This window comes from Saccharothrix stipae (genome assembly GCF_054781895.1).
Window position 1 is genome coordinate 158,982 of sequence record NZ_BAAGTN010000017.1, and the last position, 24,960, is coordinate 183,941.

Sequence of the window (24,960 nt, forward strand, 5' to 3'; positions counted from 1 at the left end):
CTCACTTCAACGCCTCCTCGGGGCCCGTCTCGACCAGCGAGCCTTCCGGCACGCCCGCCTTGCGCGCGAGCGTCGGCCCGTTCACGTAGTAGTCCTGCTCGTTCTCGCCCAGCCGCATCGGGTGCGGCGGCTGCTCCATGCCGGACAGCAGGGGCGCGAGCAGGTCTTCCTTGGTGAAGATCAGCTTCTGGCGGTTGTCGTCGGCCAGCTCGTACTCGTTGGTCATGGTGAGCGAGCGGGTCGGGCACGCCTCGATGCACAGGCCGCAGCCGATGCACCGCAGGTAGTTGATCTGGTAGTCGGCGCCGTAGCGCTCACCCGGGGAGTAGCGCTCCTCCTCGGTGTTGTCACCGCCCTCGACGAAGATCGCGTCCGCCGGGCAGGCCCACGCGCACAGCTCGCAGCCCACGCACTTCTCCAGCCCGTCCGGGTGCCGGTTGAGCTGGTGGCGGCCGTGGAACCGCGGCGCGGTGACCTTCTTGACCTCGGGGTACTCCTCGGTGACGACCTTCTTGAACATCGTGCCGAAGGTGACGCCGAAGCCCTTGACGGGATCAAACACGCCCATCGCTGGCCTCCTTGTGTGAAGCTGCGGGTACCGCTGCCGGTTCCTGCGTCTGGTTGTCGGCGCCGGGTAGCTCGGCGACCCGCACCTGCCTGCGCGGCGGTGACTTGGGCACCTTGAGGTCCAGCGGTGGCACCGGGTAGCCGCCACCGGTGACCGGCACGGCGTCGGGGTCGTGCGGCTCGCGCTTGTCCGGCAGCAGGAACGCGATCAGCAGGACGGCCACGAGGAACGCGCCGATCACGATCAGCGCGGTGCTGGTGTCCAGACCGCTGCCGGACTCCCACTCCTGGCGCAGGTAGCGGGCGAACGCCACCGCGACGAACCAGACCAGCGCGATCGGGACCAGGAACTTCCAGCCCAGCCGCATGAACTGGTCGTAGCGCAGGCGGGGCAGCGTGCCGCGCAGCCAGATGAACAGGAACAGGAACGCCAGCGTCTTGACCACGAACCAGAGCAGGCCGAACCAGCCGCTGTTGAGCAGGTGGTCGTCGCCGACGAACGGGAACCGCCAGCCGCCCAGGAACAGGGTGGTGGCCAGCGCCGAGACGGTCACCATGTTGACGTACTCGGCGAGGAAGAACAGCGCGAACTTCAGCGAGCTGTACTCGGTGTGGAAACCGCCGACCAGCTCCGACTCGGCCTCGGGGAGGTCGAACGGCGCGCGGTTGGTCTCGCCGACCATCGAGATGACGTAGATGATGAAGCTGACCGGCAGCAGGTAGAAGTACCAGCCGCCGCTCTGCGAGTCGACGATGTCCGCGGTGGACAGCGAGTGCGAGTGCATCACCACCGCGACGATCGACAGGCCCATCGCGATCTCGTAGGAGATCACCTGCGCGGCCGAGCGCAGCGCGCCCAGCAGCGGGTACGGCGAGCCGGACGCCCAGCCCGACAGCACGATGCCGTAGACGCCCAGCGAGGAGCAGGCCAGCACGACCAGCACGCCGACCGGCAGGTCGACCAGCTGCAGCGCGGTGGTCTCGCCGAAGATCGAGACCTCGCCGCCGAGCGGGATCACCGAGAAGGCGACGAACGCGGGGATGCAGGAGATCACCGGGGCCAGGAAGAACACCCACTTGTCCGCCAGGACGGGCCGGATGTCCTCCTTGAACGCGAGCTTCAGGCCGTCGGCGAGCGACTGGAGCCAGCCGTTCGGGCCGACCCGGTTGGGCCCGGGGCGCTGCTGCATCCGGGCCACGACCTTGCGCTCCCAGTTGATCATGAACAGCGTCATGACCACGAGGAACGCGAAGATCCCGACGACCTTCACGATGATCAGCCAGAGCGGATCGTCGGCGAGGAGTTCAGCCGTGCTCATGCCGTGCCTCCGACGGGCGAGGTGTTCTTCTCAGCGGAGCCCGCGACGAGCGGAGCGACGGCCACCAGGGAGCCGTGGCCGGCGACGAGGTTGCGCCGCACGGTGACCGCGCCCGAGTTGCCGGGCAGCCACACGACGCCGTCGGGCAGGTCGGCCGCCTCGACCGGCAGCACCACCTCGCCCCGGTCGGTGGAGACGGTGATCACGCCACCGAGCTCGACACCCAGGTGCGCGGCGGTGGCCGCGGACAGCTTGGCCACCACCGGGCGCGCGGTGCCCGCCAGGTTCGGCTCGTCGTCCTGCAACGAGCCGTTGTCCAGCAGCCTGCGCCAGGTCGCCAGCACGGCCTGCCCGGCCTTGGGCTGGGTGAGCAGCGGCGTCGGCACCGTGGGCGCGGTCGCCCGGGCACCGACCGGCGCGACGCCCAGTCTGGCCAGGTCGGCCGCCGCGGCGGCCGGGGTCTGGGTGAACAGGTCGGCGTCCATCTCCACGGCCAGGGTGTCGAGCACCCGGCCGTCCGGCAGCGCGCCGGTGCCCTCGATCGTGGTGCCGAAGGGGCGCGGGCGGCCCTCCCAGTTCAGGTAGCTGCCCGCCTTCTCCACCGCGGGCGCGACCGGGAGCACCACGTCGGCGTGCGCGGTGACCGCGCTGTGCCGAAGCTCCAGGCTCACCACGAAGCCGGTGAAGTCCAACGCGCGCTCGGCCAGCGCCGGGTCCGGCAGGTCGAACGGGTCGACACCGCCGACCACCAGCGCGTCCAGCGCACCGCTCGCGGCGGCGGTCAGGATGCCGGTGGTGTCGCGGCCCGCCTGCGCGGGCAGCGCGCCCTCCGCCAGGCCCCACGCCCGCTCGACCTCGGCGCGCGCCGCCTCGTCGCTGACCAGGCGACCGCCCGGCAGCAACGTCGGCAGCAGGCCGGTCTCCAGCGCACCGCGCTCGCCGGCGCGGCGCGGAACCCACGCGACCTTCGCGCCGGTCCGCTCGGCCAGCGCGGCGACCGCGGAGAACAGGCCGGGCACCTCGGCGGCGCGTTCGCCGACCAGGATCACCGCACCCGGCTTGGCCAGCTCCTCGACCACGTCGGCGGCGTGCTCGGGCAGCGCGTTGATCGCCGACGGCTCGCCGCCGGGCACGCACGCGAGCAGCACGCCGTTCGTCTTCTCCACCGCGGGCGTCGTGTACTGGCCCAGGTGGTAGACCTTCGTCCGGTTCGTGCGGGCCGCCTTGCGCAGCCGCAGGAACACGATCGGCGACTCCTCTTCCGGCTCGAACGCGACCAGCAGCGCGGCGGGCGCGGACTCGATGCCGGCGTAGGTGACGCCGCCGTTGTCCGGGTTCGTGCCGACGATGGCGCCGGTCAGGAACTCCAGCTCCTCGGCGGAGTGGGCGCGGGCCCGGAAGTCGACGTCGTTGGTGCGCAGCGCGATCCGGGCGAACTTCGAGTACGCGTAGGCGTCCTCGACGGTGAGCCTGCCGCCGGCCAGCACGCCGACGCCCTTGCCGTCACGCGCCTTCGCCAGGCCCTCGGCCGCGTACTGCAGCGCCTCGGTCCACGACGACTCGCGCAGCTCGCCGCTGGCCTTGTCGCGCACCAGCGGGCGGCGGATCCGGTCGCTCGCACCCGCGTAGGCGAAGGCGAAGCGGCCCTTGTCGCAGGTCCACTCCTCGTTGACCTCGGGCGCGTCGCCCGCCAGCCGGCGCTGCACCTTGCCGCGCCGCCAGTCGGTGCGCGTCGAGCAGCCCGACGAGCAGTGCTCGCACACACCGGGCGTGGACACCAGGTCGAACGGCCGGGCGCGGAACCGGTACGCGGCGCTGGTCAGCGCGCCCACCGGACAGATCTGGATGGTGTTGCCGGAGAAGTAGGACTGGAACGGCTTCTCCTGCGCCACGCCGATCTGCTGCTGCGAGCCGCGCTCCAGCAACTCGATGAACGGGTCGCCCGCGATCTGCGCGGAGAACCGCGTGCAGCGCTGGCACAGCACGCACCGCTCGCGGTCGAGCAGGACCTGCGTGGAGATCGGGATCGGCTTGGGGAACGTCCGCTTGTGCTCGTGGAACCGGGAGTCCGCGCGGCCGTGCGCCAACGCCTGGTTCTGCAACGGGCACTCGCCGCCCTTGTCGCAGATCGGGCAGTCCAGCGGGTGGTTGATGAGCAGCAGCTCCATCACGCCCTGCTGCGCCTTGTCCGCCACCGGCGAGGTCAGCTGGGTCTTGACCACCATGCCGTCGGCGACCGTCATGGTGCAGGAGGCCTGCGGCTTCGGCATCGGCCGGCCGCCCATCTCCACCTCGACCAGGCACTGCCGGCAGGCGCCCGCGGGCTCCAGCAACGGGTGGTCGCAGAAGCGCGGGATGACGGTGCCGAGCCGTTCCGCGGTGCGGATCAGCAGCTCGCCCTTGGGCGCGACGACCTCCACGCCGTCGATGACGAGCTTCACGTGGCCCTCGGGGACCACGAGCTCGGCTTTCTGTTCGGGCGCGATCGTCATGCGCTAGCTCCAGCCAGGACCTGTGAGTTCTGGTCGCACAAGGCCAGGAACTCGTGCTTGAAGTACTTGATGCCGCTGGTGATCGGGCTGACCGCGCCGTCACCGAGGGCGCAGAACGAGCGACCCAGGATGTTGTCACAGACGTCCAGCAGCGTGTCGATGTCGGCGGCCGTGCCGTTGCCCGCCACCATCCGCTGGAGGATCTGCACGAGCCAGTAGGTGCCCTCGCGGCAAGGCGTGCACTTGCCGCAGGACTCGTGCTTGTAGAACTCGGTCCACTTCATGACCGCCCACGGCACGGACACCGTCTCGTTGAAGATCTGCAACGCGGTGGTGCCCAGCATCGAGCCCGCCTCGGCCGCGCCCTCGAAGTCCAGCGGCACGTCCAGGTGGTCGGCGGTGAACAGCGGGGTGGACGAGCCGCCCGGCGTCCAGAACTTCAGCGGGATGCCGTCCTTCATGCCGCCCGCCAGGTCGAGCAGCTCCCGCAGCGTGACGCCCATCGGCGCCTCGTACTGGCCGGGGCGCTCCACGTGGCCGGACAGCGAGAAGATCTTCGGGCCCGGCGAGCGCTCGCGGCCCATGGTGCGGAACCAGTCCGCGCCGCCGTTGACGATGTAGGGCACGCTGGCGATCGTCTCGACGTTGTTCACCACGGTCGGCGAGGCGTACAGGCCCGCGGTCGCCGGGAACGGCGGCTTGAGCCGGGGCTGGCCGCGCTTGCCCTCCAGCGAGTCCAGCAGCGCCGTCTCCTCGCCGCAGATGTAGGCGCCCGCGCCGGCGTGCACCACCACGTCGAGGTCGAAGCCCGAGCCGAGGATGTCCTTGCCCAGGTAGCCCGCCTCGTACGCCTCGCGCACGGCCGCGTGCAGCCGGCGGATCACGTGCAGCACCTCGCCGCGCACGTAGATCGCGGCGAAGTTCGCCCGGATCGCGTACGAGGTGATGACGATGCCCTCGATCAGCGAGTGCGGGTCCGCCATCATCAGCGGGATGTCCTTGCAGGTGCCCGGCTCGCCCTCGTCGGCGTTGATGACGAGGTAGTGCGGCTTGCCGTCGTTCTGCGGGATGAAGCCCCACTTCATGCCGGTGGGGAAGCCCGCGCCGCCGCGACCGCGCAGCCCGGAGTCCTTGCACTGCTGGATCAGCTGGTCCGGGTGCGCCTTGAGCGCCTTGCGCAGCGCCGTGTACCCCTCCAGCTGTTCGTAGGTCTTCAGCGTCCACGAGCGCGGCGACAGCCAGCGCTTCGTCAGGACGGGAGTCAGGGGTGCCGACGTGCTTGTCCCAGCGGAGGCACCATTAGATACGCCGACCATGTCCGCTCGCCTTCCCTACTTCTTCTCCGGCAGTGGCGGGAACTCCGCGTTGTCCGGCATGGCCGGCGCGGTCCACCCGCGTTCCGCGGCGATCTTGGCCCCGCGCACGGTCTCCGGCGCGGCCGACGGGCCGTCCAGGTCCGCGTCGCGGCCCTCGAAGAACCCGGCCAGCTGGAGCTCGGCCTGGCGGAAGTCGGTCAGCGGCGCGCCGCGCGTCGGGTGCGGCCTGTCCCCCGCCTGCAACGACTTCACCAGCTCCAGCGCGCCGTCCGGCGTCTGGTTGTCGAAGTACTCGTAGTTGACCTGGAGCACCGGGCCGAGGTCGCAGGCCGCCAGGCACTCGGCGTGCTCCAGCGTGATCGAGCCCGGCGTGCCCGGCTCCCCCGCGGTCTCCTCGTGGCCGACGTCGAGGTGGTCCTTGAGCCTGGCGTAGATCGCGTCACCGCCGAGCGCCGCGCACAGCGTGTTCGTGCAGACGCTGACCAGGTGCTCGCCGCACGGCCGGCGCTTGTACATGGTGTAGAACGTCGCGACCGCGCTGACCTCGGCGTTGGTCAGGTCGAGCTGGTCGGCGCAGAACGTGATGCCGGCCTGGCTGACGTAGCCCTCGACCGACTGCACCAGGTGCAGCATCGGCAGCAGCGCCGACCGCGCCTGCGGGTAGCGGGCGACGATCGCCCGCGCCCGCGCCGCGATCGACTCGTCGAACACGCTGGTGTCGACCGCGTTCTCGGTCACCAGCCGGTGGGTCTCGACGGGGTCCAGCGGCGAGGCCGCGTAGACCTCTTCGGAAGTGCTCATCGGTCACAACCACCCATCACCGGGTCGATAGAGGCCACCGACGCGATGACGTCGGCGACCATGCCGCCCTCGCACATCGCGGGCATCGACTGGAGGTTCACGAAGCTGGGTTCGCGCACGTGCACGCGCATCGGCCGGGTGCCGCCGTCGGAGACGATGTGGTAGCCCAGCTCGCCGCGCGGGGACTCGATCGGCACGTACACCTGGCCCGCCGGGACCGCGAAGCCCTCGGTGACCAGCTTGAAGTGGTGGATCAGGGACTCCATGGACTGGCCCATGATCTTGCGCACGTGCTCCAACGAGTTGCCCATGCCGTCCGCGCCGATGGTCAGCTGCGCGGGCCAGGCGATCTTGGCGTCGGCGACCATGACCGGGCCGGGCGTCAGGTTGTCCACGGCCTGCCGCACGATCCGCAGCGACTGGTGCATCTCCTCCAGCCGCAGCAGGTAGCGGGCGTAGGAGTCGGCGGCGTTCGACGTGGGCACGTCGAACTCGTAGTTCTCGTAGCCGCAGTAGGGCTCGACCTTGCGCAGGTCCCACGGCAGGCCCGCGGAGCGCAGGATCGGGCCGGTGATGCCCAGCGCGAGGCACGCGTCCACCGGCAGGTAGCCGACGCCCGCGAGCCGGTTGCGCCAGATCGGCTGGCCGGACAGCAGCTTCTCGTAGTCGGGCAGCCGGGAGTCCATCACCTTGATGAAGTCCTTGATCTTCTGCTCGGCGCCCTCGGGCAGGTCCTGCGCCAGGCCGCCGGGCCGGATGAACGCGTGGTTCATCCGCAGACCGGTCAGGAACTCCAGCAGGTGCAGGACCTCCTCGCGCTCGCGGAAGCCCGCGGTCATGCCGGTCAGCGCGCCCAGCTCCATGCCGCCGGTGGCCAGCGCCACCAGGTGCGAGCTGATCCGGTTGAGCTCCATGAGCAGCACGCGGATCGTCTGCGCCCGTTGCGGGACGGTCACGCCGAGCAGCTTCTCGACCGCCATGCAGTACGCGGCCTCGTTGTGCAGCGGGGCCAGGTAGTCCATGCGCGTCACGAACGTGACGCCCTGGGTCCAGTTGCGGTACTCGACGTTCTTCTCGATGCCGGTGTGCAGGTAGCCGATGACGCTGCGGGCCTGGGTGACCGTTTCGCCCTCCAGCTCCAGCACCAGGCGCAGCACGCCGTGCGTGGAGGGGTGCTGCGGACCCAGGTTCATGACGATGCGCTCGTCACCCGCGGCCTCGGCCAGCACCTCGTCCCAGTCGCCGCCGGTCACCGTGTAGACGGTGCCCTCGGTCGTCTCGCGGGAACCCGCGTACGCGTCGGGGTTCGACGTCGTGCGGTTCGCGTCGTGGGAGTCGCTGTCGCGGCCGGCGCCGTCGGTGGCGGTGCCGGTGGTCACGTCGGAAAGTCGCTCGGTCATGAGTAGGACCGCCTCTGGTCTGGCGGGGGGATCTCCGCGCCCTTGTACTCCACCGGGATGCCGCCGAGCGGGTAGTCCTTGCGCTGCGGGTGGCCGTCCCAGTCGTCCGGCATGAGGATCCGGGTGAGCCCCGGGTGGCCGTCGTAGACGATGCCGAACATGTCCCAGGTCTCGCGCTCCTGCCAGTCCGCTGTCGGGTAGACCGAGACCACGCTGGGGATGTGCGCGTCGTCCACGTCGACCGCGACCTCCAGCCGGATGCGCCGGCGGTAGGTCATCGACGTCAGGTGGTAGACCGAGTGCAGCCGCTGCGCCGCGTCCACGCCGTAGTCCACACCGGACACCGAGCTGCACAGCTCGAAGCGCAGCGCCGGGTCGTCGCGCAGGATCCGCGCCACCGCGACCAGGTTGTCCCGGCGCAGGTAGAAGGTGATCTCGCCGCGGTCGACGGTGATCTGCTGCACCGTGTCGGCGGGCAGGCCCTGCTCCCGGATCGCGGCCAGCAGCTCGTCGGCGACCTCGTCGAACCAGCCGCCGTAGGGCCGCTCGGACGGCGCGGCGACGTGGGCGGGCAGCCGCAGGCCGCCGAAGCCGGAGGTGTCGCCGGAGCCGGAGATGCCGAACATGCCCGCGCGCGCCTTGCCCGCGACCATGCCGCCGCGCGCGAGGTACTCCTCGTGCTGGGCCTCGTTCATGCTCGCCGAGCTGAGCGCCTCGTCGTTGCCCGGAGTGCCGGCGCCAGGGGTCTTGTCGACCTCTTTGTTCCCGCCCGAGCCGGTTGCGCCCGGGCCGGTCTCATTCGGGCTGGTCTCATTTGGCATTGCCGCTCACTTCTTCGCAAAGCGCTCGGAGGACGGGATCAGGTCCGTCTGGTGGCCCTGCTCGGCCAGCAGGGCGGCCCGGTTCGCTCCGAGCGGCTCGTCCATGATCTTCGCGTGGATCTTGAGGATCGCGTCGATCAGCATCTCCGGCCGCGGCGGACAGCCCGGCAGGTACATGTCGACCGGCACGACGTGGTCCACGCCCTGCACGACCGCGTAGTTGTTGAACATGCCGCCGCTGGAGGCGCACACGCCCATCGCCAGCACCCAGCGCGGCTCGGGCATCTGGTCGTAGATCTGCCGCAGCACCGGCGCCATCTTGTTGGTCACCCGGCCCGCGACGATCATCAGGTCGGCCTGGCGCGGCGAGGCGCGGAAGACCTCCATGCCGAACCGCGCGAGGTCGTAGCGCGGGCCGCCGGTGGTCATCATCTCGATCGCGCAGCAGGCCAGGCCGAAGGTGGCGGGCCACAGCGAGGACTTGCGGGTCCAGTTGACCAGCTTCTCCACGCTGGCGAGCAGGATGCCGTTCGGGAGCTTCTCTTCGAGACCCACTTCGATCTTCCCCCTCAGTTCCAGTCGAGGCCGCCGCGACGCCACACGTAGGCGTACGCGAAGCCGACCGTCGCGACGAACAGGGCGATCTCCACCAGGCCGAACAGGCCGAGCCGGTCCGCGGAGACCGCGAAGGGGTAGAGGAACACCATTTCGATGTCGAACAGGATGAACAGCATCGCCGTGAGGTAGTAGGCGACCGGCATCCGGCCACCGCCCACCACGGGCTGCGGCGACGGCTCGATGCCGCACTCGTAGGCGTCGAGCTTCGCGCGGTTGTAGCGGCGGGGACCGATGTACGGCGCGGCCGTCACCGAGAACAGCGCGAAGGCCCCGGCGAGGACGAACATCAATACGAGGGGGAGGTAAGGGTCCAGCACTCTCCGTCGTCCTTTCCTCGCTGTCGCGGTGGTGGTGCACCGCCGACCGTTGCGCACCCTAAAGGGTGTTCTTGCGGCCTCCGGAGGTTAGGCGTGCCTAACAATCCGCAGGTCGCTTGTGAAACACTTCACAAGGCATCTCAGCCGGTTGTGAACTGATTCACAAGACCTGCGGCTCAGTGTAGAACGTCACACAGCGGCGTCACGGGCACCCCCGACATAGCCCCTGACCTGCTCTTTTGCCATGCAGATCAACAGTTGGACGACCCGGCGGTGAACGGGGGCACACCGTAAACGAAACAGCGCCGTCCCGGAGGACGGCGCTGCGTCGTTTAGCGGAACCGATTTAGGCCGTTGGGGCCAACTTCGTCGCGGCGGTGATGATGCGGTCGAACGAGTCGCCGTCCTTGGGGTCGTAAAGCCCCGCGAGCAGCTTCAGGACCAGCTTCATCAGGGTCTTGCGCGGCAGCCCGTACTTGGTCGCGGTGCGCATGACGGTGGGGTTGCCGATGAGCTTGCTGAACACGTTGCCGAGGCGGTAGTAGCTGCCCAGGGCCTGTTCGATGCGCACCGGGTAGCCGTGCAGCGCGCGTTCACGGCTCGCGCCCTGGCGGGCCAGCGCCTGCACCACGGTCTCGGCCGCGATCCGGGCCGACTCCATGGCGTAACCGATGCCCTCGCCGTTGAACGGGTTGACCATGCCGCCCGCGTCGCCGACCAGCAGCAGGCCGTCGCGGTAGTGCGGCTTGCGGTTCAGGCCCATCGGCAGGGCCGCGCCGCCGATCTTGCCGGTGGCGTTCTCCTCGCGGAAACCCCACTCCTCGGGGGTGCCGTCGAGCCAGCTCTTGAGCAGCGCGCGGTAGTCCGTGGTGCCGTAGGCCTTGGAGGTGCTGAGGATGCCGAGGCCGACGTTCACCGTGCCGTCGCCCATGCCGAAGATCCAGCCGTAGCCGGGCAGCAGCACGTCGTTGGCGCGGTCCCACAGCTCCAGGTGCGACTCCAGGTAGTCGTCCTTGGTGCGGGGACTGGCGTAGTAGCGGCGGACCGCGACGCCCATCGGCTTGGCGTCGTCCTTCTGGATGCCGACGCTGAGGGCCAGGCGCGCGCTCACGCCGTCGCAGGCCAGCACGAGCGGGGCGCGGTAGGTGACCGGGGTCTTGTCCGGGCCCTGCTTGGCCTCGACGCCGACGACCCGGCCGTGCTCCACGAGGGCGCCGGTGACGGTGGTCTGCTGGTGCATCCGGGCACCCGCCCCGACGGCGGTCTGCGCCAGCATCTCGTCGAAGTCCTGCCGCGGCCGGACCAGGCCGTAGGGCGGGAACGTGGCCAGCTCGGGCCAGTCGAGTTCGAGCGTGACGCCGCCGCCGACGACCCGCAGGCCGCGGTTGTGCAGCCAGCCGGCTTCCTCGCGGGTGTCGATGCCCAGGTCGATGAGCTGCTTGACCCCGCGCGGGGTCAGGCCGTCGCCGCACACCTTCTCACGGGGGAAGGTGCTCTTCTCCAGCAGCACCACGTCCAGGCCCGCGCGTGCCAGGTAGGTGGCCGCGGTGGAACCCGCGGGCCCCGCCCCGACCACGATCACCTCGGCGTCCTCGCCTGCCTTGCGGCGGCTTGGAGTCGTCATCCCCGCTCCTTGTGCCCGTGTTCACAAAGTCCGGCGCGAGTCTACTTGCGCGTTGCTGAGGACTCGGCCGGTTCGTGGACCGGGCGGTCTCGCCGGCTCAGGCGGGCCGGGCGGGTCGGGCGGGCTTGGTGCCGCGGTGCAGGGCGACCATGCCGCCGGTGAGGTTCATCCAGGCGACGTCCTCCCAGCCGGCGCGGGCCACGATCTCGCCCAGTGCGCGCTGGTCGGGCCAGGTTCGCATGGACTCCGCGAGGTATTTGTAGGCGTCCGGGTTGGAGGACACGAACCGGGCGATGAGCGGGAGCAGGCGCAGCAGGTAGCGCATGTAGACGAAGCGGAACGGGCGGAACGCGGGCGTGGAGACCTCGCACACCACGAGCCGTCCGCCGGGCTTGACCACGCGGGCCATCTCCCGCAGGGCGGCCTCGGTGTCGTTGAAGTTGCGCAGGCCGAAGGACACCGTGACGGCGTCGAAGGAGTCGTCGGCGAACGGCAGGCGCAGGGCGTCGGCGGCGACCTTGGGCACGGGCCGGTGCGCGCCGCCCAGCAGCATCCCCAGGGAGAAGTCGGCCGCCACGCACCAGGCGCCCGAGGCCGCGTACTCGACCGTCGACACCGCCGTGCCGGCCGCCAGGTCGAGCACCTTCTCGCCCGACCTGGCGTCGAGCACCCGCCTGCTCCACTCCCGCCAGCGCCGGTCGAACCCCAGGGTCATGACCGAGTTCGTCCGGTCGTAGCCCTTGGCCACGCCGTCGAACATCTCGGCGACCTCGCGGGGGTTCTTGTCCAGGCCTGCACGCGACATGCGGGCAGCCTAACTCCCACCCCACCCACCACCACTCCACGCGTGTCCTACCCCCAGAACGCGAGAGTCCAACGCTCAGAACGCGAGAGTCCTACGTTCGCGTACCCCGAGTTGAACGCTCAGAACAGGCGGCCGTGTTCTGAGCGTTGAACTCGGGTGTTCTGAACGTAGGACACGCGCGACGTGAACGTAGGACTCTCGAGGTGTGGGGGTAGGACTCTCGAGGGGGTCAGGTGGCGCGGAGGGCGGTCAGCATGCCGGTGACGGCGGCTTGCCAGGGGTATTGCTCGGCGCGGGCACGGGCGGCGGAGCGGCGGGTTGGTTCGGGGTGGTCCAGGAGGGTCGTCACGGCGCCGGCGAAGGCCGGGGCGTGGTCGGGGACGGCGGCGCCGCAGTCCGGGTGGACGATCTCCCGCAGCGCCGAGGAGGCGGAGACGATCACCGGGGTGCCGGAGGCCAGGGCCTCCAGGGCGGCCAGGCCGAACGTCTCGTGCGGGCCGGGGGCCAGGGAGACGTCGGCGGTGGCCAGGAGGGTCGCCACCTCGCCGCGCCCGGACAGGAAGCCCAGGAACGTCACGGGCAGGCCCGCGGCACGGCGTTCCAGCGCCTCACGGCGGGGCCCGTCACCGGCGATGACCAGCCGCACGTTGTGCCCGGACGCGTGCAGCTCGGCCGCCGTGTCCACGCTGCGCTCGACGTGCTTCTCCGGCGACAACCGCCCGCAGTGCACGAGCAGCGCGTCGGCGCCCTGCGCGAGCGACGCCCGCAACGACCGGTCGTGCCTGGTCGGTGTGAACGTGCGCAGGTCGACGCCCAGCGGCACGCGCACGACGTTGCGCGCCCCGATCCGGTCGAACTCCTCCCGCGCGAACTCCGTCGTGCACACCACCGTGTCGTAGGACGCGGCCATCCGCGCGTTCGCCCAGTCCGCACCCCGCCGCGCCAGCGCCCCCGGCAGCAGGAACTGCTCCAGCAGCCGGTCCAGCCGCTCGTGCGAGATCACCACGCTCGGCACGCCGCGCGCCGCCGCCCACCGACCCATCCCGCGCAACGTCAGCCGGTCCGACACCTCCAGCCGGTCGGGCGACAGGTGGTCCAGCAACCCCCGCACGCGCCACGGGTCCACCGCCCGGTACCCACCGGTCCCGGGGATGCGCGCCGCGGGCAACGTGATGCGCCGCACGCCCGGCGACAGCTCCTCGTCGGCGTGCGCGGCACCGGGCACGACCAGCGTGACCTGGTGACCGCTCGCCGCGTAACCGCTGCCGAGGTGGTGCAACGCCGTGCGCAGCCCACCGGAACGCGGGCCGTAGAAGTTGGCCAACTGCACGATCCTCATGCGGGCCCGATCCTCAGGCCGCACGGCGCACCGGCACGTCGAGCACGGCCGCGTAGTGGCCGAGCAGTTCGTCGCACACGGCCGACCAGGTCCGCCCGCGCACCCACCGCCTGGCCGCGTGGCCGAACTGCCGGCGGCGCAGCGGGTCGCCCAGCTCCACCACGGCCCGCCGGAGCTGCGCGTCGTCGGCGAACAGGTAACCGGTGTTGGGTTGCACCAGGTCACGCGGCCCGCCCGCGTCCGGCGCGACCACCGGCACACCGCTGGCCAACGCCTCCTGCACCGCCTGGCAGAACGTCTCGTGCGGCCCCGTGTGCACGAACACGTCCAAGCTCGCGTACGCCGTGGCCAGGTCCTCCCCGCTCTTGAACCCGAGGAACGCGGCGCCGGGCAGGTCCCGCCGCAACTGCGCCTCCTCCGGTCCCTCACCGACCACGACCAGCCGCACGCCGGGCAGGTCGGCGAGCGCGGCCAGCCGGTCCACCCGCTTCTCCGGCGACAACCGGCCGACGTACCCGACCAGCAGCTCACCGCCCGGCGCCAGCGAAGCGCGCAACGCGTCGTCCCGGCGGGAAGGGTGGAACAGCTCCACGTCCACACCGCGCCCCCACCGGTGCACGCGCGGCACGCCGTGCTCCCGGAGCGCATCGACGGCCCACGTCGACGGCGCGAGCGTGCGGTCGGCCTGGGCGTGCAGCCGACGCGTCCACCGCCAGGCGGCACGGGCGGTGAGGCCGAGGCCGTAGTGGCCGGCGAACCCGGCGATGTCGGTCTGGTAGACCGCGACGGTCGGGATGCCCAGCCTGCGCGCCGCGGACAGCCCGCGCGCGCCCATCACGAACGGGCTGGCCAGGTGCACGACGTCCGGCCGGAAGTCGGCCAACGCGGTCAGCACCCTGCGCGTGGGCACCCCGACGGGCAGCGAGCTGAACCTCGGCAGGTCCACCGACGGCACGCGCACGACCGGCGTGCCGCGGTGGTGGTCGGCACCCGCGCCGGGCGCGACGACCAACGCCTGGTGGCCGTGCGCTCTCAGGTGCTCCAGGACCCGCAGGACGGAGTTGGTCACGCCGTTGACCTGGGGCAGAAAGCTCTCGGTGACGATCGCTACGCGCACGCCGATCACCATGCGGTGCCAAGGACACGGCGGCGTGACACTTCCGCGAACGCACGTCGAACTCCTCGCGTCGCGGTTGACGTTGGCCCCGGGTTCACCTGGAGTACGTGGCGCGGTCACTCTGTGCGCCGACACTAGGTCGGCATGACCGTCTTGTCGTCCCGACCCGCGCAGCCCGTCGATCCCGGCCTGGTGTCGATCGCGCTGGAGATAGCGGGGCGACTCGCCAACGACGCGTCCGACGTCATCATGGCGACCGCGGGCCGCGGCGCGCGACCCGACGACGAGGCGTCGCCGTTCGACTGGGTCACCGACACCGACCGGACGTTGGAGCGGCACACGCGGCGGGTGCTGACGGCCGAGTTCCCCGACATCCCGGTGTTCTGCGAGGACACCGACTCCGACGTGGTGAGCAACGCGGAGTTCCGCTGGGTCGTGGACCCGGTGGACGGCACCGCGAACTACGTCGCCGGTGTGCCGTGGTGCGCGTACAGCCTCGCGCTGGTCGACCGGTGGGGGCCGGTCGTCGGGGTGGTCGCGGACCCGTACCGGGCCCAGATCTACGCCGCGGCACGGGGGCGCGGCATGCGGGCGAACGGCACGCCGGTGCGGCTGGGCGGCCAGGCGGTGAGCTCGATCGTGTGCACGGAGATGACGCGGACCGGCCCGTGGCCGGGGATGGGCGGGTTCATCTCCCGGGCCGCGGTGGCGGGCACGGGTGTGCGCGTGCTGGGCTCCAAGGCCCTGGCGGTGGCCCAGGTGGCCCTGGGTCACGCCGCGGCCGCGGTGCTGGACAGCTACCACGAGTGGGACGTGGCCGGCGCGGTGGCGCTGGCGGTCGAGTCGGGCGCCGCGGTGCTGGACCGCAGGGGCGAGGACGACCCGTTGCCGGTGGACGGCCTGCTCGTGGCCATGCCGGAGGTGGCGGAGGAAGTCCTGGGCTGGTGGCAGGCGTCGACGTCGCAGGGGTGAGGGGGCAGGGGTGAGGGGGCGAACAGGGGCGACCTAGGCGGTGCCCAGGTGCGGCAGCTGCTGTTCGAGCACTTCCAGGTGGGCGCGGACGGCGTCCAGGGACGTCTGGTCGAGCAGTTGGAGCGCCACCCGGCCCACCTCGTCCTCGAACGCGGTGAAGTCGCGGACCGCGACGTTGAGCCGCTCGGTCACCGGGTGGTGCTGGTCGGCGCCCAGGGCGCGGCCCAGGTCGGCGATGCGCCGCACGTCCCCCAGCTCCCCGGCGAACTGCGCGGCGATCCGCTCCAGCCAGTCCCTGGCCGGTGAGGTGGGCACCGTCGCGACCGCCGCGTACACCCGCCGCACGGCCAGTTCGCACCGGCCGACCATCGCCGACCACCGGTCGTTCACCGAGGGTGGGGGTGGCGGGGGCGGTGGGAGGACCGGGCGGTTGCGGCGGCGCACGGCGCCGACCACCAGGCCGACGAGGCTGCCGGGCACGCCGCCCATGACCGCGCCGAGCATCCCGGAGGCGATGAGGCTCACCACCACCGACGGACCGGGCTCGTCATCGGCCGAGGACGGCAACGCGATGCCGAACATGATCAGGGCCGTCATCAGCGCCGTGCCGATGAGCAGTCCCAGCAGCGCGGCCCGTCCCATGCGCCCAATGTGCCAGATCAGGCGTCGTAATCCACGGTGACCACCGGGGTCACCGCCACCGACTGGCACGTGAGCACGAACCCGGCCGCCACCTCGTGCGGCTCCAACGCGTAGTTCCGGCGCATCTCCACCTCACCGGACACGACCAGCGCACGGCACGTCCCGCACACACCGCCCTTGCACGCGAACGGCAGGTCGGCGCGCACCCGTTGGGCCGCGTCCAGGATCGGCACGTCGGCCGGGAGCGGCACTTCGGTGCTCCGGCCGTCCAGGATGACGGTGGCCGTCGCCGACGCGACCGAGGAGGCCTCCTCCCGGCGCGGCGCGGGCGGCGGCTCGTCGACGTAGAACAGCTCGTGGTGCACGGACGACGCGGGCACGCCCAGCGACGCGAGCACGTCCTCCGCGTCCCGCACCATCCCGTACGGCCCGCACACCCACCACTGGTCCACGTCCGCCCACGGCACCACCGTCGCGAACAACGCCCGCAGCTTCGCCGCGTCCAACCGGCCGGTGAACAGCTCGACGTCCCGAGGTTCCCGCGACAGCACGTGCACCAGCTGCAACCGCGCCGGGTACCGGTCCTTCAGGTCCGCCAGCTCCTCGGCGAACATCACCGTGTCCGCACGCCGGTTGCCGTACACCATCGTCACCCGCGCACCGTCCGCCAGCACCGACGCGGCGATCGACAGCGCGGGCGTGATGCCGGACCCGGCGACCAGCAACGCGTGGTGCGCGCCACCGGACGGCGTGAAGCCACCCAGCGGCGGCAGGACCTCCAGCACGTCACCGCGCTGGACCCGGTCGACCAGCAGGGTGGAGAACAGCCCGCCGTCCACCCGTCGCACGCCGATCCGCAGCGGACCGCCGGCGGGCGCGCAGATCGAGTACGACCGCCGCTCGTCGCCGTTGCGCAGGGTCAGGTACTGCCCCGGCGCGAACGCGAACTCCGCCGCCAGCGCCGCGGGCACCTCGAACGTCACCGCGACGGCGTCCGAGCACAGCCGCTCGACCGACGCCACGGTCAGCTTGTGGAACACCGGCCGCGCCATCAGATCTCCTTCACGTGCTCGAACGGCTCGGCGCAGTCCGCGCACCGGCGCAACGCCTTGCACGCCGTCGACCCGAACCGCGACAGCTCCGCGGTCCGCGGCGACCCGCAGCGCGGGCACGCCACCCTCCGCGACGGCGGGGCCAGGTTCAGCGGCACCGGGCCGACCGCCCGCGGCCCCAGCCGGGACGGCGGCGCGATGCCCGCCTCCCGCAGCTTGCGCAGCCCGTCCTCGCTGATCCAGTCCGTGGTCCAGGCGGGCGAGAGCGACAACCGCACGTCCACCGCCGCGTACCCGGCCGCCAGCAACGACCGGCGCAGGTCGGCGGCCATCTCGTCCAGCGCGGGACATCCCGAGTAGGTGGGCGTGATCGTCACCGACACCCGCCCGTCGGACTCGGTCACGTCGCGCAGCACGCCGAGGTCGGCCAGCGTCAGCACGGGCAGCTCCGGGTCGCGGACCCGGGCCGCGACCTCCAGCGCGGTGCTCACCACGTCGCCCCGGGCATCGACCGGTGCAGGTGCTGCATCTCGGCCAGCAGGTAGCCGAACGCCTCGGTGTGCACGCCGTCGCGCCCGGCCAGCCCGTTGACCCGCGCCGCGGGCACGTCCGCGGGCCTGGTCAGCCCGGCGGCGGGCAGCACCGCGGCCAGCACACCGTCCAGTTCGGCGCGCAGCTCGGCCGGGTCGACCGCGATCCCGGCCAACCGCCGCTCCACGGCGTGCGCGGTGAACAGCTCGTCCACGAACGGCCACACCCGTTCCAGCCCGGCCTGCATCCGCCGGTGCGACTCGTCGGTGCCGTCACCGAGCCGCACGACCCACTGGGCCGCGTGGTCGCGGTGGTAGGCCAGCTCCTTGAGCCCCTTGGCCGCCACCGCCGCCAGCACCGGGTCGGCGCTGCCGCGCAGCCGCGAGTACTGCGCGAGCTTCCACGACGAGAACACCAGCAGCCGCGCCATGGTGGTGGCGAAGTCACCGCCCGCGAACGGCCCGCACTCGATCTCCGCCAGGTGCACGTTGCGGAAGTCGCGCTCGTCGCGCAGGTAGGCCAGCGCGTCCTCGTCCCGACCCGCGCCCTCGACCTCGCCCGCCCTGGTCAGCAGCATCCGGGCCTGGCCGAGCAGGTCGAGCGCGATGTTGGCCAGCGCGACGTCCTCCTCCAGCTCCGGCGCGCGGGAGCACCACTCGGCCAGCCGCTGGGACAGCACGAGCGCGTCGTCGCCGAGCATCAGGCAGTACGCGGTCAGGTCGGCGCGGTCGACGTCGGGCACCTGGCGGTCGACCCCGGCCAGCGGCTCGGTGAACCCGGTGCCGAACGCCCAGTGCGCGTCCTCGTGGTCGATCAGGGATTCGTAGGCGTTGTCGAAGCTCATAGGTGCGGCACGTCCTCCGGGATCTCGTAGAACGTCGGGTGCCGGTAGACCTTGTCGCCGCTGGGCTCGAAGAACGGGTCCTTCTCGTCCGGCGACGACGCGGTGATCGCCGTCGCGGGCACCACCCAGATCGACACGCCCTCGTTGCGCCGGGTGTAGACGTCACGCGCGTTGCGGAGGGCCATCTCGGCGTCCGGCGCGTGCAGCGACCCCACGTGCACGTGGTTCAAGCCGCGCTTGCCGCGCACGAACACTTCCCACAGCGGCCAGGACGAACTCATGCCACACCTTCCTCGGCGGCGCGGCGGGAGGCGTGCGCCGCGGCCGCCGCACGAACCCACTCGCCGTCCTCGTGCGCCTTGCGCCGGTGCGCGAGGCGCTGCGCGTTCGTCGGCCCGTTGCCGCCGACGACCTGCCAGAACTCGTCCCAGTCCGGCCGGCCGAAGTCGTGGTGCCCGCGCTCGGCGTTCCACCGCAGCTCGGGGTCGGGCAGCGTCACGCCCAGCTTCGCCGCCTGCGGCACGGTCATGTCGACGAACTTCTGCCGCAGCTCGTCGTTGGTGTTGCGCTTGATGCGCCACTTCATGGACTGCTCGGTGTTGGACGATTCCGCGTCCGGCGGGCCGAACATCATCAGCGACGGCCACCACCAGCGGTCCACCGACTCCTGCACCATCGCGCGCTGGGCGTCGGTGCCGGACATCATCGTCAGCAGCAGCTCGTAGCCCTGCCGCTGGTGGAAGGACTCCTCCTTGCAGATGCGGATCATCGCCCGCCCGTACGGACCGTACGACGTGCGGCACAGCGGCACCTGGTTGCAGATCGCGGCGCCGTCCACCAGCCAGCCGATCACGCCGACGTCGGCGTAGGACAGCGTCGGGTAGTTGAAGATCGAGGAGTACTTCTGCTTGCCCGAGATCAGCTTCTCGGTCAGCTCGCCCCGGTCCGCGCCCAGCGTCTCGGTCGCGGCGTAGAGGTACAGCCCGTGCCCGGCCTCGTCCTGGACCTTGGCCAGCAGGATCGCCTTGCGGCGCAGCGACGGCGCGCGGCTGATCCAGTTGCCCTCCGGCTGCATGCCGATGATCTCGGAGTGCGCGTGCTGCGCGATCTGCCGGATCAGCGTCTTGCGGTAGCCGTCGGGCATCCAGTCGCGCGGTTCGACGCGCTGCTCGGCCGCGACGGTGCGCTCGAACTGCGCCTCCAGGTCCATGCGACCGATGTTACACCTGGAGGCCGTTCTTGGGCAGAACTGTCACAACCGCGGTGGTGCCGTCACGGCCGCGGCCACCATCCCCGGCGCCCGTTCTTCCGACCCAGCCACCAGATCAGCGGCGCCAGCACCGCCCACACCGCGAGCAGGAACGTGCCGATCGGCAGCAACGCGAGCAGCGCGGTGCGCCCGGCGACCCGCACCACCTCGGGATCGGCCGTGTCGTACTCGATGCGCACCAGCTGACCCGGTTCCAGCCCTTCCGGGTAGAGCAGGCCCTGGGACGGGCTGTGCACGGCGCCGTCCGGCGTGGCGAAGCGCACCACCGTGCGCTGGAACGAGACGGACACCACTTCCGCGGTGGCCTTGCCCAGCCGCTGCTCGATCATCAGGTCGTCGCGCCAGCACGCCGCGAGCAGGATCACGCCGATCAGCGTCACCACCGCGCCCAACACCACCAACGCCCGGCTGACCAGGAGCCGAACCTTGGGGCCGGCACCTGTTCGCACTGCGTCGTCCACCACAACTGAGGAGTCTAGGGCGGCCTCCGCTGGAGGATCTCAGCGACGAGTCCATACCCTCGACGCCGTGACCTCAGCTCCTGCCTCGCGGACCCGACAACGGCTGCGCGTGCACACCAGGCGCGTCGTCGGCGACAACCTGCTGGGCAGGCTCCCCGCGCCGACCGGTGCGCTGAGCTGGGTGAGGGACGGAACGGGCCTGGTCGGGTGGGGTGAGGCGGCCCGCTTCGAGGTGTCGGGACCGGACCGGTTCGCGGCGGCCGACCGGTGGTGGCGCGAGTTCACCGACGACCTCGACGTCGAGGACGGGGTCGGCGTGCCGGGCACGGGCCCGGTCGCGTTCGTCAGCATGGCGTTCTCCGACCGGCCCGGCCGCTCGGTGCTCGTGGTGCCGGAAGTCGTGGTGGGCCGCCGCAACGGGCACAGCTGGCTCACCACCATCGGCGACAGCGGCAAGCGGCGGGTCGAGCCGGTGCGCAAGCCGTCGGAGGTGCGCTACAGCGACGGGCAGGTGTCGGTCACCGGCTACCGCGAGGCCGTGCGCGCCGCGGTCGAGCGGATGCGCGCCGGCGAGCTGGACAAGGTCGTGCTGGCGCACGACCTGCTGGCGGTCGCGGACATCGGCATCGACCACCGGTTCGTGCTCGAAGGCCTGGCCCGCCGGTACCCCGAGTGCTGGGTGTACGCGGTCGACGGCCTCATCGGCGCCACGCCGGAACTGCTGCTGCGGCGCAGCGGGTCCGTGGTCGACTCACGGGTGCTCGCCGGCACGACGTGGCCGCACGACGGGATGTCCGACGACGAGCTGGCGGCCGCGCTGCTGTCGTCGGGCAAGAACCGCGACGAGCACGAGTACGCGGTGACCTCGCTGGTGGACACGCTGCGGCCGTTCTGCGACACCATGTCGGTGGAGGGTCCGTCGGTGCTGCGGCTGCCGAACGTCTCGCACCTGTCCAGCGACGTCATCGGCACGCTCAGCGACACGCTCAGCGACACGCCGTCGCTGCTCGCGCTCGGCGAGGCGCTGCACCCCACCGCCGCCGTCGGCGGCACGCCGCGCGCGGACGCCATCGCCATGATCGACGAGCTGGAGGGCATGGACCGGGGCCGCTACTCCGGTCCGGTCGGCTGGATCGACGGCAACGGCGACGGCGAGCTCGGCATCGCGTTGCGCTGCGCCCAGGTGGACGGCCGCACGGCCCGCCTCTACGCCGGCTGCGGCCTGGTCGCCGAGTCCGACCCGGACTCCGAGGTCCACGAGGCGCACGCCAAGATGCTGCCCTTTCGCGAAGCCCTCGAAGGCATGTGACACACCTCACCGCGACGGCCGAGGGCACTTCGGCGGCGGCACGGCCACGACCCCGACCGCGTGCAGCGGGAGGGCCGCCCCCAACCACGAAGGCGGCCCTCCCGCTCGGTCAGTGCTGGTGACCCGCGAGCAGTTCGCGCGTCTCCTGGATCTTCTTGAACGACTTCGGCTCGCTCACCGCGGCGGCACGGGCCGAGAAGTCGCCCGCGCCCGGTGCGGCGGCCGGCTTGCCCGGCGTGAACAGCCAGGTCTGGAACAGCTCGTCGAGCTGCTTGCCGGACAGCCGCTCGGCGAACGCGATGAACTCGTCGGTCGTGGCGTTGCCGTTGCGCTTGGCGGCGGGCCACTCCTGCAACAGCCGGAAGAACGCCTCGTCGCCGATCTCGCCGCGCAACGCGTGCACGGTCAGCGCGCCCCGGTCGTACACGGCGCCGTGGAACTGGTTCGAGGCGCCCGGGTCACCGGGCAGCACCTGCCAGAACGGGCTGTCGTCCGGGTAGGACGCGTAGACGAAGTCCGAGTTCTCCTGGACCGTGCCCTCGCCGACGTGCTCCGACCACAACCACTCGGCGTAGCTGGCGAAGCCCTCGTTCAGCCAGATGTCCTTCCAGCCCTGCACCGACACCGAGTCGCCGAACCACTGGTGCCCGACCTCGTGCGCCACCACGTAGGTGTTCGAGCCGCGGCGGAAGAACCCGGCGTCGTAGGTCGAGCGGGTCTGGTTCTCCAGCGCGAAGCCGATGCCCGGCGTCACCACGCCGCCCTGCGCCTCGAACGGGTAGGGGCCGAACTGCGATTCCAGGAACTCCGTCACCTCGGGCGTGCGCTCGATGCTCGCCACCGACGCGCCGTAGTCCGCGCCCAGCCGCTCCGAGTAGGCGTTGAGCACCGGCTGGCCGTTCGGCGCGGTCGACTGCCGGATCTCGAACTGGCCGATGGCGATGAACGCCAGGTAGGTGGCCTGCGGCTGGAGGCTGCGGTAACGCCACCTGGTCCAGCCGTTGATCTGCTGGGTGGTGCCGTTGAACAGGCCGTTGGAGACGACCTCGACGCCGGAGGGCACGGCCACCGACACGTCGAACCTGGCCTTGTCGGTCGGGTGGTTGTTGCTCGGGAACCACCACGGCGCGATGTCGGGCTGGTCGATCGCGAGCGCGCCGTCCGGGGTCCGCTTCCACGACGTGTAGCCGTTCACCGCGTGGGTGGAGGGCGCGTCGGAATAGGTGACCACGACCGTCACGTCCGAGCCCTTGCGCAGCGTGCCGCGCGGGTCGACCACGAGTTCGCCGCCGGACTGCGTGAACTCGGCGACCTTGTTGTTGACCCGGACCGAACTGACCTTGAGCAGGAAGTCGAGGTTGAACCGACTCAGGTCCTGAGTGGTTTTGGCCAGGATCGTCGTGGTGCCGGAAAGGTTGTCGTTCGCCGGCTGGTAGTTGAGCCTGATGTCGTAATGGGAAACGTCGTACCCGCCGTTACCCGCATTCGGGTAGTAGGGGTCGCCGATGCCCGGTGCTCCTGGCTGGGCCGCCGTCGCCGTGCCGGCGAGCAGGAGCAGGGACGCCGCGGCGGCGGTACCGAGGGTCAGCTTCGCTCTCAGGGACATGCCGAGAAGCTAGTCGCGGCCCCCGGCGGGCTGTACCCCCGTCGGTAGGATTCCCACTATTGGAATGCGGTTGACACCGCGGCCTTCAAGCGTGCGTGCAGATCACGCAATTCGTGGCGTTGCGCCCGGATTTCCACTACGCGGATTCCGCTCGGCCGGTCGAGCGCGCGTCTCAATTGGTCCGGTGTGCGCACCTCGGTGTGCGGCACGTGGTGCGCCGCGCACAAGGCCGCCAGGTCGACGCCGTGCGGCGTGCCGAATACCCGTTCGAAGGTCCGCTCGTGCTCCTTGGCGCCCTGCTCCAGCAACGCGAAGATCCCGCCGCCGTCGTCGTTGAGGACGACGACCGTCAGGTCGGGGCGCGGCTCGCCGGGGCCGATGAGCATCCCGTTGGCGTCGTGCAGGAACGTCAGGTCGCCGATCAGGGCGTAGGTCGGGCCGCGGGTGAGCGCGATGCCCGCGGCGGTGGACACGCTGCCGTCGATGCCCGCCACGCCCCGGTTGGCGAAGGTGCGCACGTCCAGACGCGGCTCGGCGACGAGGTCGACGTCGCGGACCGGGTTGGACGAGCCGAGGAACAGGTTCGCGCCACCGGGCAGCGCCGCCACCAGGTCGCGGGCCACGTGCAGGCCGGTCGGCCAGGGCTGCTTGGCCAGCAGGTCGTCCACCACGTCGGCGACCGCCTTGTCCGCGTGCTGCCAGGCGGTGAGCCAGTCGTGGTCCACCTCGTGCTCACCCAGGACCAGGTCGGTGGACGTGTGCGTGGCGGCGAACTGCGGGTCCGGCCAGTCGAGCTCGTCGGACAGCACGTGCACGACCGGGGTGCGGGCGATCAGCTTCTGCACGCCCCTGGAGAGCGTTGCGCGGCCCACCACCACCACGGCGTCGGGCTTGAGGTGCCCGGGGAGCTCGCCCGCGTTGAGCACGAGCGTGCCGTGGCGCAAGCCGTGCCCGGTCGGTTCCGCGATCACCGGCCAACCGGCGCGTTCGGCCAGGTCGGACAGGTCGTGGTCGGTGTCGCCGACGAGCACCAGGGTGCGCGGGCCGAGGTGGTCGGCCGGGTGCAGGGAGGTGGTGGTGCGGCGGGCCGTGCGCGTCCACGGCACGTCGAACGGACGGCCGTCGAGGCTCTCCGGCCAGTCGTCGACCGCGTCGGGCACCAGCGGCTCCCGGAACGGGACGTTGACGTGCACCGGGCCCTGGTCGCGCGCGGTGGCCACGGCGCGGCACACCAGGGAGCGCCACAGCCCGTTCTGGCTCTCCCGGCGCTCGGCGACGGGGAACTGGAGGGTGTCCACGCCGAAGACGCGGTGCTGGTCCACGGTCTGGCTGGCACCCGTGCGGTAGAGCTCGACCGGGCGGTCGGCGGTGACCGCGACCAGCGGCACGCCCGCGTGCCTGGCCTCCAGCATCGCGGGGTGCAGGTTCGCCACGGCGGTGCCGGACGTGCAGGTGACGGCGGTGACCTGGCCGCTGCCCTTGGCCAGGCCGAGGGCGAGGAAGCCCGCGGTGCGCTCGTCCACGCGGACGTGCAGCGTGATGCGCCCGGCCGCGGCGGCCTCGTGCAGGGCGAACGACAGCGGCGCGTTGCGCGACCCGGGGCTCAGCACGACGTGCCGGACGTCGTTGCGGATCAGCTCGTCGACGAGCACCGTGGCCTGGGCGGTGGACGGGTTCACCCCGACATTGTCGCTCAGCGCGCGACCAGGTGATTCCCGGCGCTGAGCCGGACCGGGG

At 71.5% G+C, this 24,960-nt stretch carries 24 protein-coding genes; 2 read left to right on the forward strand and 22 right to left on the reverse strand.

The genetic code is table 11. The features are described from left to right. Position 1: 1 nt before the first annotated feature. The 13 genes from nuoI to ACYVLT_RS28725 all read right to left on the reverse strand — a co-directional run bounded on the left by nuoI (position 2) and on the right by ACYVLT_RS28725 (position 14,536). Positions 2 to 568: an NADH-quinone oxidoreductase subunit NuoI gene (gene nuoI, locus ACYVLT_RS28665; RefSeq protein WP_461123289.1), complete on the reverse strand. Its 567-nt coding sequence runs from the start codon at positions 566 to 568 to the stop codon at positions 2 to 4. Next, positions 555 to 1,886, reverse strand: a complete 1,332-nt coding sequence (gene nuoH, locus ACYVLT_RS28670; RefSeq protein ID WP_461123290.1) for an NADH-quinone oxidoreductase subunit NuoH — start codon at positions 1,884 to 1,886, stop codon at positions 555 to 557. The genes nuoI and nuoH overlap by 14 nt, the downstream gene beginning before the upstream one ends. Continuing rightward, positions 1,883 to 4,378, reverse strand: coding sequence for an NADH-quinone oxidoreductase subunit G (locus ACYVLT_RS28675; RefSeq protein ID WP_461123291.1), 2,496 nt, complete (start codon positions 4,376 to 4,378; stop codon positions 1,883 to 1,885). Before ACYVLT_RS28675 ends, nuoH begins: the two co-directional genes overlap by 4 nt. Beyond that, positions 4,375 to 5,694 (reverse strand): NADH-quinone oxidoreductase subunit NuoF, encoded by a 1,320-nt coding sequence (gene nuoF, locus ACYVLT_RS28680; RefSeq protein ID WP_461123292.1) that lies wholly within the window; start codon positions 5,692 to 5,694, stop codon positions 4,375 to 4,377. Before nuoF ends, ACYVLT_RS28675 begins: the two co-directional genes overlap by 4 nt. Positions 5,695 to 5,709: 15 nt before the next feature. Then, positions 5,710 to 6,495: an NADH-quinone oxidoreductase subunit NuoE gene (nuoE, locus tag ACYVLT_RS28685; protein WP_461123293.1), complete on the reverse strand. Its 786-nt coding sequence runs from the start codon at positions 6,493 to 6,495 to the stop codon at positions 5,710 to 5,712. Beyond that, positions 6,492 to 7,895 carry an NADH-quinone oxidoreductase subunit D gene (locus ACYVLT_RS28690; protein WP_461123294.1) on the reverse strand — a complete coding sequence of 468 codons (1,404 nt, stop codon included), beginning with the start codon at positions 7,893 to 7,895 and terminating at the stop codon, positions 6,492 to 6,494. Before ACYVLT_RS28690 ends, nuoE begins: the two co-directional genes overlap by 4 nt. Then, on the reverse strand, positions 7,892 to 8,590 hold the full coding sequence (locus tag ACYVLT_RS28695; RefSeq protein WP_461124143.1) for an NADH-quinone oxidoreductase subunit C: 699 nt from the start codon (positions 8,588 to 8,590) through the stop codon (positions 7,892 to 7,894). Before ACYVLT_RS28695 ends, ACYVLT_RS28690 begins: the two co-directional genes overlap by 4 nt. A gap of 132 nt (positions 8,591 to 8,722) precedes the next feature. After that, entirely contained in the window at positions 8,723 to 9,271 is a 549-nt protein-coding gene (locus ACYVLT_RS28700; protein WP_461123295.1) for a NuoB/complex I 20 kDa subunit family protein, read from the reverse strand. A 14-nt stretch (positions 9,272 to 9,285) separates the two neighbouring features. After that, positions 9,286 to 9,651: an NADH-quinone oxidoreductase subunit A gene (locus ACYVLT_RS28705; protein ID WP_053715312.1), complete on the reverse strand. Its 366-nt coding sequence runs from the start codon at positions 9,649 to 9,651 to the stop codon at positions 9,286 to 9,288. A 346-nt stretch (positions 9,652 to 9,997) separates the two neighbouring features. Then, on the reverse strand, positions 9,998 to 11,275 hold the full coding sequence (locus tag ACYVLT_RS28710; protein WP_461123296.1) for a geranylgeranyl reductase family protein: 1,278 nt from the start codon (positions 11,273 to 11,275) through the stop codon (positions 9,998 to 10,000). Positions 11,276 to 11,372: 97 nt separating this feature from the next. Continuing rightward, on the reverse strand, positions 11,373 to 12,080 hold the full coding sequence (locus ACYVLT_RS28715) for a demethylmenaquinone methyltransferase (RefSeq protein WP_461123297.1): 708 nt from the start codon (positions 12,078 to 12,080) through the stop codon (positions 11,373 to 11,375). A 229-nt stretch (positions 12,081 to 12,309) separates the two neighbouring features. Then, on the reverse strand, positions 12,310 to 13,419 hold the full coding sequence (locus ACYVLT_RS28720) for a glycosyltransferase (protein WP_461123298.1): 1,110 nt from the start codon (positions 13,417 to 13,419) through the stop codon (positions 12,310 to 12,312). A 13-nt stretch (positions 13,420 to 13,432) separates the two neighbouring features. Beyond that, entirely contained in the window at positions 13,433 to 14,536 is a 1,104-nt protein-coding gene (locus ACYVLT_RS28725; RefSeq protein ID WP_461123299.1) for a glycosyltransferase family 4 protein, read from the reverse strand. A 144-nt stretch (positions 14,537 to 14,680) separates the two neighbouring features. On the opposite strand from ACYVLT_RS28725, the gene ACYVLT_RS28730 reads away from it, so the two are divergent. Then, positions 14,681 to 15,508, forward strand: coding sequence for an inositol monophosphatase family protein (locus ACYVLT_RS28730; RefSeq protein ID WP_461123300.1), 828 nt, complete (start codon positions 14,681 to 14,683; stop codon positions 15,506 to 15,508). A gap of 33 nt (positions 15,509 to 15,541) precedes the next feature. Here the strand turns inward: ACYVLT_RS28730 and ACYVLT_RS28735 are convergent, their stop codons facing one another. The 7 genes from ACYVLT_RS28735 to ACYVLT_RS28765 all read right to left on the reverse strand — a co-directional run bounded on the left by ACYVLT_RS28735 (position 15,542) and on the right by ACYVLT_RS28765 (position 20,296). Then, positions 15,542 to 16,150: a hypothetical protein gene (locus ACYVLT_RS28735; protein WP_461123301.1), complete on the reverse strand. Its 609-nt coding sequence runs from the start codon at positions 16,148 to 16,150 to the stop codon at positions 15,542 to 15,544. A 17-nt stretch (positions 16,151 to 16,167) separates the two neighbouring features. Further along, positions 16,168 to 17,202, reverse strand: coding sequence for a 1,2-phenylacetyl-CoA epoxidase subunit PaaE (gene paaE / locus ACYVLT_RS28740; RefSeq protein WP_461123302.1), 1,035 nt, complete (start codon positions 17,200 to 17,202; stop codon positions 16,168 to 16,170). After that, positions 17,202 to 17,693: a 1,2-phenylacetyl-CoA epoxidase subunit PaaD gene (gene paaD, locus ACYVLT_RS28745; protein WP_461123303.1), complete on the reverse strand. Its 492-nt coding sequence runs from the start codon at positions 17,691 to 17,693 to the stop codon at positions 17,202 to 17,204. Before paaD ends, paaE begins: the two co-directional genes overlap by 1 nt. After that, a complete protein-coding gene (gene paaC / locus ACYVLT_RS28750; RefSeq protein WP_461123304.1) occupies positions 17,690 to 18,577 on the reverse strand; it encodes a 1,2-phenylacetyl-CoA epoxidase subunit PaaC in 888 nt (295 codons plus the stop codon). Before paaC ends, paaD begins: the two co-directional genes overlap by 4 nt. Further along, on the reverse strand, positions 18,574 to 18,858 hold the full coding sequence (gene paaB, locus ACYVLT_RS28755; protein WP_158845120.1) for a 1,2-phenylacetyl-CoA epoxidase subunit PaaB: 285 nt from the start codon (positions 18,856 to 18,858) through the stop codon (positions 18,574 to 18,576). Before paaB ends, paaC begins: the two co-directional genes overlap by 4 nt. Beyond that, positions 18,855 to 19,787, reverse strand: coding sequence for a 1,2-phenylacetyl-CoA epoxidase subunit PaaA (gene paaA / locus ACYVLT_RS28760; RefSeq protein ID WP_461123305.1), 933 nt, complete (start codon positions 19,785 to 19,787; stop codon positions 18,855 to 18,857). Before paaA ends, paaB begins: the two co-directional genes overlap by 4 nt. Positions 19,788 to 19,849: 62 nt before the next feature. After that, positions 19,850 to 20,296, reverse strand: a complete 447-nt coding sequence (locus tag ACYVLT_RS28765; RefSeq protein ID WP_461123306.1) for a DUF3592 domain-containing protein — start codon at positions 20,294 to 20,296, stop codon at positions 19,850 to 19,852. Between the two features lie 79 nt (positions 20,297 to 20,375). Here ACYVLT_RS28765 and ACYVLT_RS28770 point away from each other — a divergent pair, with 79 nt between their 5' ends. Further along, positions 20,376 to 21,617 carry an isochorismate synthase gene (locus tag ACYVLT_RS28770; RefSeq protein ID WP_461123307.1) on the forward strand — a complete coding sequence of 414 codons (1,242 nt, stop codon included), beginning with the start codon at positions 20,376 to 20,378 and terminating at the stop codon, positions 21,615 to 21,617. Positions 21,618 to 21,726: 109 nt separating this feature from the next. Here the strand turns inward: ACYVLT_RS28770 and ACYVLT_RS28775 are convergent, their stop codons facing one another. Further along, positions 21,727 to 23,223: a M1 family metallopeptidase gene (locus tag ACYVLT_RS28775; protein ID WP_461123308.1), complete on the reverse strand. Its 1,497-nt coding sequence runs from the start codon at positions 23,221 to 23,223 to the stop codon at positions 21,727 to 21,729. A gap of 56 nt (positions 23,224 to 23,279) precedes the next feature. Beyond that, the gene (gene menD / locus ACYVLT_RS28780) at positions 23,280 to 24,902 is read right to left on the reverse strand and encodes a 2-succinyl-5-enolpyruvyl-6-hydroxy-3-cyclohexene-1-carboxylic-acid synthase (protein ID WP_461123309.1); all 1,623 of its coding nucleotides are present in this window, start codon (positions 24,900 to 24,902) and stop codon (positions 23,280 to 23,282) included. Positions 24,903 to 24,960 lie beyond the last annotated feature (58 nt).

Excerpts from the sequence above, each read along its gene's own strand:
- ACYVLT_RS28730 (WP_461123300.1), top strand. The coding sequence starts at position 14,681 with ATGACCGTCTTGTCGTCCCGACCCGCGCAGCCCGTCGATCCCGGCCTG.
- nuoH (WP_461123290.1), bottom strand. The coding sequence starts at position 1,886 with ATGAGCACGGCTGAACTCCTCGCCGACGATCCGCTCTGGCTGATCATC.
- nuoE (WP_461123293.1), bottom strand. The coding sequence starts at position 6,495 with ATGAGCACTTCCGAAGAGGTCTACGCGGCCTCGCCGCTGGACCCCGTC.
- ACYVLT_RS28710 (WP_461123296.1), bottom strand. The coding sequence starts at position 11,275 with ATGACGACTCCAAGCCGCCGCAAGGCAGGCGAGGACGCCGAGGTGATC.
- nuoI (WP_461123289.1), bottom strand. The coding sequence starts at position 568 with ATGGGCGTGTTTGATCCCGTCAAGGGCTTCGGCGTCACCTTCGGCACG.
- paaC (WP_461123304.1), bottom strand. The coding sequence starts at position 18,577 with ATGAGCTTCGACAACGCCTACGAATCCCTGATCGACCACGAGGACGCG.
- paaE (WP_461123302.1), bottom strand. The coding sequence starts at position 17,202 with ATGGCGCGGCCGGTGTTCCACAAGCTGACCGTGGCGTCGGTCGAGCGG.
- nuoF (WP_461123292.1), bottom strand. The coding sequence starts at position 5,694 with ATGGTCGGCGTATCTAATGGTGCCTCCGCTGGGACAAGCACGTCGGCA.
- ACYVLT_RS28690 (WP_461123294.1), bottom strand. The coding sequence starts at position 7,895 with ATGACCGAGCGACTTTCCGACGTGACCACCGGCACCGCCACCGACGGC.
- ACYVLT_RS28720 (WP_461123298.1), bottom strand. The coding sequence starts at position 13,419 with ATGAGGATCGTGCAGTTGGCCAACTTCTACGGCCCGCGTTCCGGTGGG.
- paaB (WP_158845120.1), bottom strand. The coding sequence starts at position 18,858 with ATGAGTTCGTCCTGGCCGCTGTGGGAAGTGTTCGTGCGCGGCAAGCGC.
- ACYVLT_RS28715 (WP_461123297.1), bottom strand. The coding sequence starts at position 12,080 with ATGTCGCGTGCAGGCCTGGACAAGAACCCCCGCGAGGTCGCCGAGATG.
- paaA (WP_461123305.1), bottom strand. The coding sequence starts at position 19,787 with ATGGACCTGGAGGCGCAGTTCGAGCGCACCGTCGCGGCCGAGCAGCGC.
- ACYVLT_RS28675 (WP_461123291.1), bottom strand. The coding sequence starts at position 4,378 with ATGACGATCGCGCCCGAACAGAAAGCCGAGCTCGTGGTCCCCGAGGGC.
- ACYVLT_RS28735 (WP_461123301.1), bottom strand. The coding sequence starts at position 16,150 with ATGGGACGGGCCGCGCTGCTGGGACTGCTCATCGGCACGGCGCTGATG.
- ACYVLT_RS28775 (WP_461123308.1), bottom strand. The coding sequence starts at position 23,223 with ATGTCCCTGAGAGCGAAGCTGACCCTCGGTACCGCCGCCGCGGCGTCC.
- ACYVLT_RS28695 (WP_461124143.1), bottom strand. The coding sequence starts at position 8,590 with ATGAACGAGGCCCAGCACGAGGAGTACCTCGCGCGCGGCGGCATGGTC.